General features: G+C 44.7%; 11 protein-coding genes. 1 reads left to right on the top strand and 10 read right to left on the bottom strand.

Going from position 1 to position 13,076, the window contains the following annotated elements:
- Positions 1–12: 12 nt before the first annotated feature.
- The 5 genes from mgtE to serS form a co-directional block, all read right to left on the bottom strand.
- Entirely contained in the window at positions 13–1,365 is a 1,353-nt protein-coding gene (gene mgtE / locus FK004_RS05755) for a magnesium transporter (protein ID WP_108736407.1), read from the bottom strand.
- Positions 1,355–2,134 carry a 16S rRNA (adenine(1518)-N(6)/adenine(1519)-N(6))-dimethyltransferase RsmA gene (rsmA, locus tag FK004_RS05750; protein ID WP_108736406.1) on the bottom strand — a complete coding sequence of 260 codons (780 nt, stop codon included), beginning with the start codon at positions 2,132–2,134 and terminating at the stop codon, positions 1,355–1,357. Before rsmA ends, mgtE begins: the two co-directional genes overlap by 11 nt.
- Before the next feature lie 96 nt (positions 2,135–2,230).
- Positions 2,231–2,542: a DUF4286 family protein gene (locus FK004_RS05745; protein WP_108736405.1), complete on the bottom strand. Its 312-nt coding sequence runs from the start codon at positions 2,540–2,542 to the stop codon at positions 2,231–2,233.
- A gap of 55 nt (positions 2,543–2,597) precedes the next feature.
- Positions 2,598–4,376 (bottom strand): tetratricopeptide repeat protein, encoded by a 1,779-nt coding sequence (locus FK004_RS05740; protein ID WP_108736404.1) that lies wholly within the window; start codon positions 4,374–4,376, stop codon positions 2,598–2,600.
- Positions 4,377–4,526: 150 nt separating this feature from the next.
- On the bottom strand, positions 4,527–5,798 hold the full coding sequence (serS, locus tag FK004_RS05735; protein WP_108736403.1) for a serine--tRNA ligase: 1,272 nt from the start codon (positions 5,796–5,798) through the stop codon (positions 4,527–4,529).
- Between the two features lie 192 nt (positions 5,799–5,990).
- Here serS and FK004_RS05730 point away from each other — a divergent pair, with 192 nt between their 5' ends.
- Positions 5,991–7,910 carry a M1 family aminopeptidase gene (locus tag FK004_RS05730; protein WP_108736402.1) on the top strand — a complete coding sequence of 640 codons (1,920 nt, stop codon included), beginning with the start codon at positions 5,991–5,993 and terminating at the stop codon, positions 7,908–7,910.
- A gap of 3 nt (positions 7,911–7,913) precedes the next feature.
- On the opposite strand, the gene FK004_RS05725 is transcribed toward FK004_RS05730, so the two are convergent.
- The 5 genes from FK004_RS05725 to FK004_RS05705 all read right to left on the bottom strand — a co-directional run bounded on the left by FK004_RS05725 (position 7,914) and on the right by FK004_RS05705 (position 13,046).
- Positions 7,914–8,738: an HAEPLYID family protein gene (locus FK004_RS05725; RefSeq protein ID WP_108736401.1), complete on the bottom strand. Its 825-nt coding sequence runs from the start codon at positions 8,736–8,738 to the stop codon at positions 7,914–7,916.
- Positions 8,739–8,872: 134 nt separating this feature from the next.
- Positions 8,873–9,868, bottom strand: coding sequence for an aldo/keto reductase (locus FK004_RS05720; protein ID WP_108736400.1), 996 nt, complete (start codon positions 9,866–9,868; stop codon positions 8,873–8,875).
- 22 nt (positions 9,869–9,890) lie between these two features.
- Positions 9,891–11,048, bottom strand: a complete 1,158-nt coding sequence (locus tag FK004_RS05715) for an MFS transporter (protein ID WP_108736399.1) — start codon at positions 11,046–11,048, stop codon at positions 9,891–9,893.
- Between the two features lie 3 nt (positions 11,049–11,051).
- A complete protein-coding gene (locus tag FK004_RS05710) occupies positions 11,052–12,050 on the bottom strand; it encodes an alpha/beta fold hydrolase (protein WP_108736398.1) in 999 nt (332 codons plus the stop codon).
- 21 nt (positions 12,051–12,071) lie between these two features.
- Positions 12,072–13,046, bottom strand: a complete 975-nt coding sequence (locus tag FK004_RS05705; RefSeq protein WP_108736397.1) for a 2-hydroxyacid dehydrogenase — start codon at positions 13,044–13,046, stop codon at positions 12,072–12,074.
- Positions 13,047–13,076 lie beyond the last annotated feature (30 nt).

Raw genomic sequence — 13,076 nt, 5'->3', positions numbered from 1 at the left:
AAAACGAGGGTTTTAGAACCCGAGGATGAGTTTGGCAATCGAAAAATAGATGAGGATTCCGCAAATATCATTACTCGTCGTAATAAATGGGCCAGTCGCCAATGCCGGGTCAATTCCAAATTTATTCAAAGTAATCGGGATAAAGGTTCCGATTAGCGAGGCAATTACAATTACAGAGATCAAAGCAGTAGTAACGGTAATTCCAATCCAGATGTCTACATTGAGTAAAAAATAACTCCCTACAAGTAGTATGGCTGCCAATATGACCCCATTCAACAAACTGAGGGAAACCTCTTTTAACAACCGGTTCCAAAGGGAACCACTTAAGGTATTATTAGCAAGCCCTTGTACAATAATTGCTGAAGATTGTACGCCTACGTTACCTGCCATTGCAGCAATGAGTGGCGTGAAAAAGAAAAGCTGGCCGTGCTCTTCCATTGCGCCTTCAAAAAGGCCCAATACTTTTACTGTTACAAAACCGCCTAAGAGAGCCAGTACCAGCCAGGGAAGCCTTGCCCGTGTCAGCTCGATAATACTATCATCGGCTTCCACATCCTGGGAGATACCCGCAGCCAACTGGTAATCTTTATCGGCTTCGTCCTTGATGACATCGACGATATCATCAATGGTAATCCTGCCGACTAAACGGCCCAGCTCATCGACAACCGGAATGGCTTCCAGGTCATATTTTTGCATGATCCGCGCGACTTCAACATCTTTGGTATCGACACTTACCGAATCCACCTTCCGGATATACACATCACTAATTGGCGTTCGGGTTGAAGTAGTAAGCAGGTCTTTTAAGGACAATCGCCCTTTGAGTCGGTTTTCTTCATCCACCACATAAATGGAATGGATGCGGGATACATTTTCTGCCTGCAAACGCATTTCTTTCACACAGGTCAGGACGCTCCAGTTTTCATTGACCTGAACCAATTCCTTACCCATCAATCCCCCGGCAGTATCTTCATCATACCGGAGCAACTCTACAATGTCTTTGGCGTGTTCTACGTCCAGCAGCTCTGAAATTACCTCATTCTTGATCTCCTGCGAGAGCTCCCCTATAATATCGGCAGCATCATCGGTATCCAGTTCATCAAGTTCCTCTGCAATCTCTTTGGGAGACAGTCGGCTTAATATATTTTCCCGTAAGTCTTCCTCTAATTCCAAGAGGATTTCGGAAGTCTTCTCACTATCCAGCAAGCGGAAAATATAGGTAGCCTCGTCGAAATCCAGGTCATCCAGGATTTCGGCGATATCAGCGTGGTGCATATCCTTCAGTAAAATTTCCAGTTCCCTGTCATTTTTACTGTCAATTAAATGTTCTAACTGCAGAATAAGCTCTTTGCTGATTTTAAACTCCATCGGCCTGTATTTTTGTGGTAAGTTCTATAAATTGCTCTACGTTCAGCTGTTCCGGACGCAGGTCAAAGATAGTATCTTCTCGTAAACTATCGGATAAATTTAATGATTTTAAACTGTTACGCATGGTCTTTCTACGTTGCTGGAATGCTGTTTTTACTACAGTAAAAAACAACTTCTCCGAGCAAGGGAGGTGGTAATTCTCCTTACGGGTCAAACGCAGTACCCCGGATTTTACTTTTGGAGGTGGAATAAACACATGCTCTGAAACTGTAAAAAGGTATTCTGCATGGTAAAATGCCTGAACCAGTACCGATAAGATCCCATAGGCCTTACTTCCTTTTTTCTCACAGATCCGTTGGGCTACTTCTTTCTGAAACATTCCCGCAAACTCCGGAATTTGTGCCCGTAGCTCCAAAGCCCGGAATACAATCTGGGTGGAGATATTATAAGGGAAATTACCAATAATAGCAAAAGGTTCTTCACCAAAAATCTCCTTGATATTATAGCGTAAAAAATCCTTGGAAATAATCTTGCCTTCTAATTTTGGGTAATGTTCTTCCAGATACGTTACCGATTCGGTATCGATCTCAATCACATAGGTGGTCGTAGGTTTATCCAAAAGGTATTTGGTCAACACCCCCATTCCGGGACCTATTTCCAAAATTTTATCGTAGCCTTTTAGCGTTAGCGTGTCGGCAATATCTTTAGCAATGCTCTCATCGTTCAGGAAATGCTGACCGAGATGTTTTTTAGCTTTTACTTTTTCCATTTTAGGAGTTTTTTAGATCTTTCGGGAATTCGATCGATCGGCTTGTGGATCATTGAAATCTTCAGGATCCGGGAATACAAAACGTGTAGTGGTCGGTTAGTGCTCGCTGATAATTTCCAGCTCTGTACGAAACGTTAGCACTTTATCGGCAAACAAAGCCAGAATCTCCTGACGCAATGCCGGGGCATCTTCCGCATAAAAACGGCTCAGGTCTTCCTTGTTGGCAGCCGTATACTGAATGGAGTATGTAACGCCACCCATTTCTTCTTCTACCAATACTTTCACCAGGCGCGCCTGAGAGAATTTTCCGGTAGCCAACATACTTGGAATGTGTTTGTTTTGCATGAAATCAAGCCATTGGTCGTGGATGGATTCATCTATATTGGAGGTAACATTGTATACTATCATGATAATCTGTTTTAATCTTTCTAAAAAGCCTTACGGCACATCAGCATCTGCTGTCTTATAAATTGGTATCTCCCCGAAGCTGTCGGAACTTGGTCCTGGATTCTATAAAGTAAATACTATCCGGGTGATTGAAAAGGATTTTCTCATAGAGTGGCTTGGCCTTTTCCGGGTCTTTGAGTTGCTTGTTGTAAATTTCAGCCGCAAAAAACAATGCTTCATCGATATAGATTCCTTCGGCATGGTTACTCATTATACTTTGATATTGATTTAAAGCTGATGTATAATCACCCAGCTTCTCATAAATCCCACCCATCTTTAGCAGCACGGCATCTTCAATTGCATTGCCTTTATCTTCGGTCAGTATTGACTGGAACTGAACCAACGCTTCTTTTTGCTTATTTTGGTACAAGAGGTAATCGGCTTTCGCAAATTTCTTCAATGCCGTTTGTGTAGAATCGGCTTTGGTATTATCGTTAATCAGCAAATACAATTCCAGCGCATCATTGGCAATCAGTTGCGAAGAAGACGATTTTAGTTCTTTTAGCTGTTTTAATGCCCAGTCAAAATCCCCTTTAAAGTAACTGGTTTTGGCGACTTTCAGGCTGGCTTCATGCCCCACCGCATCATTCTTAAGGTCATTTTCAATCTGGGAATAATAGATCAGGGCCTGGTTGTATTTTTGCTCATACAACAATATATCGGCCAATTCCATCTTAATTTCAGCACTTTGGTATTTGTTCAGTTGCAGCTCTAAAGCTTTTTTCAGCACATTTTTCCCTTCTTCCGGCTTGTTCAGGTTAAATGTCAGGAAATGGGCATACAATTCCTGCAGTGCAATCGAATAGGGACTAATGCCATATTTCTTCAACAGTAGTTCCATCTCCGCCTGTATCGCCGGATTATCCTTAGCCGTAGCTTTGTCTATTTTCATTTTCATCAGGAACTGATGGGCGCGTATCTGCAAGTCCGTATCCTGAGTATTTTCCAATACAAAAGTCAGTATTTCTTTGGCCGTTTCCGTTTCTTCCTCTTCCTTAGCGAGTTCTCCCAGGTTGACGATATTATAAAAGTTTTCGGGATTTCGCTTGTAAATGGCTTTTTCCTGGATAAAAGCTTTACCATAGTCTTTCTGCTGTACAAAAAACCAGCTCAGGTATTCGTTCCAGAAGATATCCTGGTCTTTTTGTACTTTCAGCAACAATGCCTTCCGCAGGGAAGCGCTAAAAACACCATCTACATCATCGCCTATAAAACGAGCCAGCTGATTTTGTACAATACCGCTGTTACCGGGATTGCTGTAGGCATAATCCAGAAACATATCGATCATTTTACCCGTGTCCCCCAATTGACCATAAAGCAATGCCTTTTGGTAATCAAAATTCATTTTGGGATTCAAAGTCGTTCCCAGGTTGTACGATTTTAAGGCGTTTTCAAGCAGGACTTTCGTTTCAAAAGCATTGGCGACACCATATACCGCTGATGGATTCTCCCGAATGCCTTCAATCGCTTTATCGTAATACTGTTGTGCTTTAGAGGGATTATTGCGAAGCTGGAAATTGTACCCTAACTCTACCAGTAAATTGGGCAGTTTGTACTTCTCATAGCGCTCCTGTATCAGTTTTTCGGCTTTATCATAGTGCTGCAGCTGTTGGCAGGACAATATGATCTTTTGGAAATAGGTCGAATTATTCGGTTGTGCCCGGAACAATTCCTCATATTGGGTGAGTGCTTTTTCAAATTCCCCTTTATCAAAATAATTCTGTGCCAGCTGTTCGTTTTGTGCGAAAGCTATCACGGAAAAAAGAAGGCTGATATAGAGAATTATTTTTTTCATTTGCTGTAAACCGATACCCGGTATCCTACTCCCGCCATCGGGAATCGGTAGGGTGCCCGATTGTAATTGTGCTTAAAAAAACAATGTACTAATATAAGAATTTCTGTCCTCAATCAGTACATTGTCGTTATAAACTATTGTCTATAGTATTTAGTCAATAATATCAAATCCGGTATACGAACGCAATACTTCCGGTATTACGATACCTTCCGGAGTCTGGTAATTTTCCAGGATACCCGCAAGCACTCTTGGCAGGGCCAATGAACTTCCGTTCAGGGTGTGTGCCAATTGGTTTTTACCATCTTTATCACGGAAACGCAGCTTTAATCGGTTGGCCTGGAACGTCTCAAAATTAGAAACAGAACTGATTTCCAACCAACGGTCCTGTGCTGTAGAGAACACTTCAAAATCATAAGTCAGGGCTGAAGTGAATCCCATATCGCCACCACAAAGCCTTAAAACGCGGTATGGCAATTGTAATTCTGTTAATATTTCCTTGATGTGTTCTACCATACCATCCAGGGCTTCATAGGATTTCTCCGGATGCTCGATCCGTACGATTTCCACTTTATCAAACTGATGCAAGCGGTTCAGCCCGCGTACGTGTGCGCCATAAGAACCCGCTTCACGACGGAAACAAGGTGTATACGCTGTACACAATATCGGAAACTCTTTTTCGTCCAGGATCATATCGCGGAACATATTCGTTACCGGAACCTCAGCAGTAGGAATCAGGTACAGGTCATCCACCGTAGAATGGTACATCTGTCCTTCTTTATCCGGCAATTGCCCGGTTCCATATCCTGAAGCTTCGTTCACTAAGTGTGGTACCTGGTATTCTGTATAGCCTGCGGCTGTATTTTTATCTAAAAAGTAAGCGATTAATGCACGTTGCAGTCGGGCGCCTTTGCCTTTGTAAACCGGAAATCCGGCACCGGCAATTTTGGTTCCCAATTCAAAATCGATGATATCGTATTTCTTTACCAGCTCCCAGTGCGGTTGTGCACCTTCATGCAATACCGGAACCGCTCCTGATTCAAAAACATTCAGGTTCTCTTCCGGAGTTTTACCTTCCGGGACTATCTCGGCTGGCAAGTTGGGTAACGTATACAATTTGTGGGTCAGGGCATCCGCCAATGCATCCGCTTTTTCAGAAAGTGCTTTTCCTTTTTCTTTTAAAGAAGCCGTTTTTACTTTCAGGATTTCCGCTTTGGATTTCTCCCCACTTTTCATCAATTCGCCTATGTCCCGCGATAGTTTATTAGATTCGGATAACGTGTTGTCCAGTTCCACCTGTGCAGCTCTGCGCTGTTCATCAAGCGAAATTACTTCCTCCACGATTGCTGTAGCATCGATATTTCTTTTTGCTAAAGCCTTAATCACTTTCTCAGGATTCTCTCTAATAAATGCAATCTGTAACATAAGTTTATCTTTTATAAGGCAGCAAATTTAACGAATTGTTTTCTATAATAAGAACCGAATGTAATTATTTGGAAAACCCGGGCGATACCATCCGGAAACCACTGATTTACAAGCGTACAGCAATACTTATATTTTTATGCTCCCGTGTTGTTATGACCAAAATAATAGTACATTTGGGAAAATTTCCCTAAAATGAAAACAGTATGCTACTTCCTGCTGATGCTTTCTGCCACAATTAGTTCCGGGCAGTCTATCCAGGAAAAAACAGGCACTATCGCCGAGGCTGAAGCCAAAGCTGCTTCCGCCCTGATCAACTTTACCAGCAATGCCAATACTGCCAATTACGATGTGGTATACCACCGCCTCCGATTTACCGTTAATCCTGCACAATACAACATACAAGGGAATGTAACGACGCATTTTAGGGCAGTAACGCCGATGAATACCGTAACTTTTGACCTTTCCAACCAGCTTACCGTCAGTTCTGTCAAACAGCGGAATACGACACTCGCGTATACCCAAAATACCAATAACGAATTAGTCATCACCCTACCGCAACAACAGGCAACAGGCGTGTTGGATTCGGTTACAATTGTATACCAGGGAGCTCCGCCTACTGGGAATGATTCCTTTGCCACCAGCACCCATAGCGGCACTCCCATTTTATGGACGTTGTCCGAACCGTATGGCGCACTGGATTGGTGGCCCTGCAAACAGGACTTGGTTGATAAAGCCGATGCAATCGATGTGTATATTACGGCACCGCAACAATACACCAGCGTATCCAACGGCCTTCAGGTTGGGCAAACGACTGCCAATGGGCAAAAAACAACCCATTTCCGCCACAACTACCCTATCCCGGCCTACCTGATTGCTATTGCCGTAACAAATTACCAGATCTATACGCAACAAGCCGGTACCGCTCCAAATAACTTCCCGATTGTAAACTACATCTATCCGGAGAGTATGGCTACCGTACAAACGCAATTAGCCGTTACACTACCGATTATGAACCTGTATGAAAGCCTGTTCGAAACCTACCCCTTTGCGTCCGAAAAATATGGTCATGCCCAATTTGGCTGGGGTGGCGGTATGGAACACACCACCGTTTCTTTTATGGGCGGCTTTGATCGGGAACTGATTGCGCATGAGTTGGGGCACCAATGGTTCGGGGACAAAATCACCTGTGGTTCCTGGAAAGACATTTGGCTCAACGAAGGTTTTGCAACTTACCTCTCCGGATTGGTACGCGAGCATTTAGATGGCCCCGTTCCTTTTGTCAACTGGAAAAAGAGCCTCATTAATAACATCACGTCCCTACCCGGCGGAACACTATACCTTTCGGATGCCGACCTCAGCAGTGTCAACCGTATTTTCAGCAGCAGGCTGAGTTACAACAAGGGCGCAATGGTGGTTCACATGCTCCGCTATATCCTGGGCGATACCCATTTTTACCAGGGATTACGCAACTACCTCGCCGATACCAATCTTGCGTATGGTTATGCCAAAACCCCAGACCTGAAATCCCACCTCGAAGCAGTATCCGGAAAAAACCTGACGGCATTCTTCAATGACTGGGTCTATGGACAGGGTTATCCGAAATATACCATCACGGCACAAAACAATACTCCCGGACAGGTGAAATTCACAGTAAACCAAACCAGCTCTATCCCTGCAGAGAATACATTCTTCGAATTGCCAGTGCCAGTAAGAGCCTTTGGCAGTGCCGGACAGCAACAGGACTTTGTGCTGGACAATACCGTTAATGGCGAAGTATTTATCAGGGACATTCCGTTTACAGTAACATCGATTGCTTTTAATGTCAATGCTGATATTATTGCAGCCAATAGCACCGCAACACTTTCCAATACCGATTTCTCCATGCTTTCCGAGGTAAAACTGTATCCAAATCCGGCTACGGGACAACTGAACCTCAGCCTGCCGCAAGGTGTCGTATTGGAGAAAGCCGTATTTCAAAATGTACTGGGACAAAACGTACTGGAAACCGGATCACAAACCCAATGGAATATTTCGGGGTTGGCATCGGGGGTACATTTTATCTCGATCCTCACCTCAGCTGGAAACCAACAGCTTAAATTCATCAAAAAATAAACATTAAGGTTCCCAGATCAGCCGGGTCATAATACTCAGCCCCCGTTCGGAAGATCGTGCCGGAATGCCTGCAAGACAACCAATTGCCACACCATCTGAAATCTTCAGTTTGATCTGGGGCCTGAAAATTACTGACGGTTTATTTTCAGAAAACTCCATATTGGTTTCAAGGCCTACAAAATTACCGCTTCCCGGAAATACATAATGCAAATTGGCATTGACCTGTGCCAGGGTATGTACCCTATTGTTTGTAAAATGCTGTTCGAATACTGGTCCCGTGTAGAGCAACGTATGGATGGCAGGAGTCCAACGTTTGGCTACAATAAAAATCGGGTTGTATAAAGTCCCTTCCAGGAATTTCCCCTGATGGTCGATCGTTGAAAAAGAGGAAAATTCAAACTCCTGTATGTAGCCTACTGCCATTGAAGTCTGGTATTTATTCGATACCAGGAACGTATATTGCGTAGCCAGCTTTACGCCCTCGATACGGTTCTGCGGCATTGCAGTAGTAGACACCCCATCGACCCGTTGAAAAAACCGGAACGGGATTTCCACTTCCACACCCAGACGATCTGCCGGGGCAAATTCATATTCCACAAATCCGGAGTAGCTGTTGTACTTTTTATAATCTTCTATCCCCATTCCAAAATTAAGCTCCTTTTCCCCTTTACGCGCACCCAAATCCCGGATCAGATCCAGATATAAGGGTTCGGCATGGTGTAATTTTAGTTTTTGGGGTTGTACGTGTAGTGTATCAGGAACACTTTGGCTGTAAGCGGAAAGCGTGGCTGTTAAAGCAAACAGCAGGAATATCATTTTTTGCATCATCAATCGTATTTGAGTCAAAACTAAAACTGCAAATAGGAAAGAATTAGGAACAATGGGCTTCCGGGCACAAAAAAAGGCGCTGTACAAACAGCGCCTTCCTGAATTGGATCAGTAGTGAAACATCTTAAAAAGAATTACTTCACCAGTTCGAGTTTGTTGAGTTCGTTCGTGATCAGGTCGATTTCCGCTTTGGTTAGCTGTACCTGGATCGCTTTTGCATTTTGTACCGATTGCTGTGCATTTCGGGCACCCGCCAAAGCAATAGTAATAGCCGGCTGTTCAATCGTCCAGCGCAGTACCAATTGGGACAAGGATACGTTTTTATCCGCTGCCAATGGAGCTATTGTGCTCAGGAATGCATTCGTCCGTCTCAGGTTCTCGTCTTTAAAATAATAGAGTCCAGCACGGTGGTCACCTTCAGCAAACTGATGCCCCGGTTTCATTTTTCCGGTTAGCAATCCTCTTTCTAACGGGCTATAAGCTAAAATTGACTTGTTGTTTTCCAGTGCATACGGCACCAGTTCTTTTTCAATTTCCCGTTTTACCATGCTGTAGGGCACCTGGTTGGAGATAAGGTTCACATAACGATCGCCTTCCTTCATCTGGTCTACCGAATAATTACAAACTCCGGCATAGCGCACTTTCCCTTCTTTGATCAGTTGTGCTACCGTTTCCATCGTTTCCCCAATAGGCGTCGTCGATTCCGGCCAGTGGATCTGGTACAGATCAATATAGTCGGTTTTTAACCGGCGAAGGCTGTCTTCACATTCTTTGATGATGCTTTCTTTACCGGCATATTTATAAACATCGATATCTTTACCGCTGTTGTCTTTGCTTTTCATGGCAAAATCACCTTTGGCCAAATCCCAGCGCATGCCGTACTTGGTCACCAACTGTACTTTATCCCTGGAAATCCCCTTCAGAGCATCCCCGACAATAGATTCACTATCGCCCTGTCCATAAATGGGTGCTGTATCAATAGATGTGACCCCTTCATCATACGAAGCCTGGATCGCCTTGATGGCATCATTACGATCTGTACTTCCCCACATCCATCCTCCGGCAGCCCAGGCACCAAAAGTAATGGCTGATAATTCTAAATCTGAATTTCCTATTTTACGATATTCCATACTCTTTATTTTTTTTATACTGTTATTCAATTCCTTTAATCCGTCCCACCATAAAGGTGATAAAAAAGCCAAAAATCCCTACCACAGCGAATGAAATCCGAAGACTTGACAATGCTGCAATATGCCCAATCAGGGGTGGCCCCATCAGGAAGCCAAGGAAACTCACACTCGATACAATCGTCAGTGCGATACTCGGCGGTATTTTAGCATTCCTGCCTGCAAGGCTATAGACGATAGGCACGATAGACGATACGCCCAAGCCTACCATCATAAAGGCAATGGTAGAAGGGATAATGTACGGAAACAATACCGAGGTGAACAATCCCGTTGAAATCATTACACCGCTCACCTGCATCAGCCTTTTGCGTCCTACCTTACGCACCATGCGGTCACCCAGGAACCGTCCGCTGGCCATCATGATCATAAAGGATGTATAACCCAATATGACCGGCGATCCGTCTACACCGATGACATCTTTAAAGTAGACACCGCTCCAGTCGAACATCGCCCCTTCACTCGCCATACTGCAAAAACCAATAATCCCGATCCAAATCAGGAAGCTGTCCGGCCGGGTAAAGCCTTTTTTCTTTTCCACCTCTTTTTTCTCTTCCACACGCGGCAGGTAATGCGAATTGAGCGCAATGATCAGGAACACTACACCGCTTATGATCCAGAAATGCACATAAGGCGTCAGTTGTAGTGAAATCATCAATAGCCCTATCAATGCGCCTGTAAATCCTGCGATACTCCATGCCCCGTGAAACGAAGACATGATAATCTTCCCGTACAGGTTTTCCGCATACACGCCCTGGGTATTTACCGAAATATTGGTCACATTGCCCGCAAGTCCAAAAATAAATAAGGCCAGTGCCAGTTGCCAGGCCGTGGTGGCCAATCCCATATTCGTCAGTGCAAGCGCATATAAAACCAGGGAGACAATTAGCGTTTTATGGCTTCCGAAACGCGTGACCAGCACTCCGGAGAACGGCATGATGACCAACTGTCCTACCGGCAGGGCAAACAAAATAGTCCCCAGGCTGCCATCACTCAGGTGGAGCATCGTTTTGATATCCGGGATGCGGCTTGCCCAGGTGGCAAAACACAATCCGTGGCTAAAGTAAAATAAGGTCACCGCAATCCGGAGGCGAAGCCGGTTAGTGGTCGTTTCAGTCTGTTGCATGTTCTATTTTTTCAGAAATTTCAAAAGCGGGCCGATAAATTTATCGTATGCTTCAATATGAGGCAAATGTCCGACATTATCAATTTCTACCAAAGTTGCATTTTTTATTTTTTTAGCAGTCGCCCGCCCCAAAACCGGATAATTTCCCAACTGTTCCTGTACCGCTTTGGGCGCTTTGCCTTTCGCCAGTGCCGTACGGTCGCGTTGCCCGATAATCAGCAGGGTAGGCGCTTTTATGTTTTCAAATTCATACACTACCGGTTGGGTAAAGATCATATCATAGGTCAGGGCGGCATTTTTGGCAATCACCGGATATTCCGGATTGATCGTCCAGCCTGCCAGTACATTAACACCTTCATCATATTCCGGTTTCCACTTGTTATCATAGTAGAATTTCAGCTGATAGTCCTTTATACTCTTATAATCCTGTTTCAGTTCGCCTTTGTACCAATCATCTACCGACTGATAGGGCACTACCGTTTTCCAGTCTTCCAGTCCGATCGGGTTTTCCAGGATCAGTTTCTCTACTCTTTCCGGGTACATCAGTGCAAAACGCGTGGCCAGCATCCCACCCATCGAATGCCCTAATACATTGACCTTATCGATTTTCAGCCCATCCAGTATTGCTTTTGTATTCTGGGCGAGCAACTGGAAACTGTACTGGATAGTCGTTGGCTTAGACGATTTGCCAAATCCAATCTGATCCGGCACGATGATACGATAGCCGGCTTTTGCCAAATCGGCTGCGGTTTGTTTCCAGTAGTAGCCCGCAAAATTTTTCCCGTGCAATAACAACACCGTCTTGCCATTGGGCTTTTGGGGGGCTACATCCATATAGGCCATGATCAGGGATTGCCCCTGGATGTCCAGTTTTATTTCTTTGACCGGATAGGGATAGGATAAGTTTTCCAGATTGATTTCCGATACCTTCAGGTCTTTTTCCTGTCCAAAACCGATCAGGATTGCGCCCAGGAACAATACACTTGCTATATATTTTTTCATCTGTTTTTATTTTAATTCGTCTTACCCATATACTTCAGGGTTCACTACTTTCGGCAATTTTTCATTCCGCAGCCCGGCAATAACATTTTTCGCCGCCAGTATCGCCATCTGGTCGCGTGTGCCTTCCGTTGAAGACCCGATGTGTGGCAATACACACACATTCGGCAGGCGCAGCAGTGCATTCTCCGGATCCATCGGTTCCGGGTTGGTTACGTCCAGTCCGGCTCCCCAAATTGTTTTTTGCTGTAATGCGGCTAATAAATCCGCCTCATTGTGAATACCGCCCCGTGCCGTATTGACAAATATCGCGTTGGGTTTCATTTTCGCAAAAGTCGCCTTATTAAACAACTCCTTTGTCTCCTTACTCAGGTTCGCGTGCACACTGATCACATCGCTTTGCGCCAGCAGTTCGTCAAAGGAAACCTTACGGGCGCCTAATTTCTCCTCCGCTTCCGCATTGGTACTGCGGTTATGGTACAGGATGTCCATTTCAAAAGCACCTTTACAGGACTTCGCCATTTCAAATCCTATTTTCCCGAGGCCAAATACGCCTAAGGTTTTGTTTTGCAAATCGATACCCAGTCCGGCTTTGGGCTCAAAGAAATCCCACTCCCCGTCCAGGATCCGCTGATGGTGGTAAAAAGCTTTTCGTGCCGTGGTCTGCATCAGCAGGAATGCCACATCAGCTGTTGCTTTGCTCAATACATCCGGTGTATGCCCTACCGGGATTTTAAGTTTTGTCGCTGTTGCGATCGCCACATTATCATACCCTACCGAAAATAAGGATACCACTTTCAGGTGGCTGCACGCCTCCAGGAAGGCCGCATCAATTGTAGAGCGTCCTGCGGTTAATAAAGCGTCTGCATTACGGCAGTGTTCGATCAGCTCGGCAGAGGTCAGTTCGCGTGGCTCTTCCCATTGTGTAATGGTAATCCCGGCATCCCGCAATAACTGCAGTCCCGCTTCGGGAATTACCCTGGTGATAAATACTTTCATCTTATGCTATTTAATAGTTAAGGCCCCACC

The sequence above is a fragment of the Flavobacterium kingsejongi genome (genome assembly GCF_003076475.1).
GTDB lineage: Bacteria > Bacteroidota > Bacteroidia > Flavobacteriales > Flavobacteriaceae > Flavobacterium > Flavobacterium kingsejongi.
The sequence above is the reverse complement of the archived record's forward strand: the minus strand, read 5'-3'. Positions and strand labels throughout refer to the sequence as shown.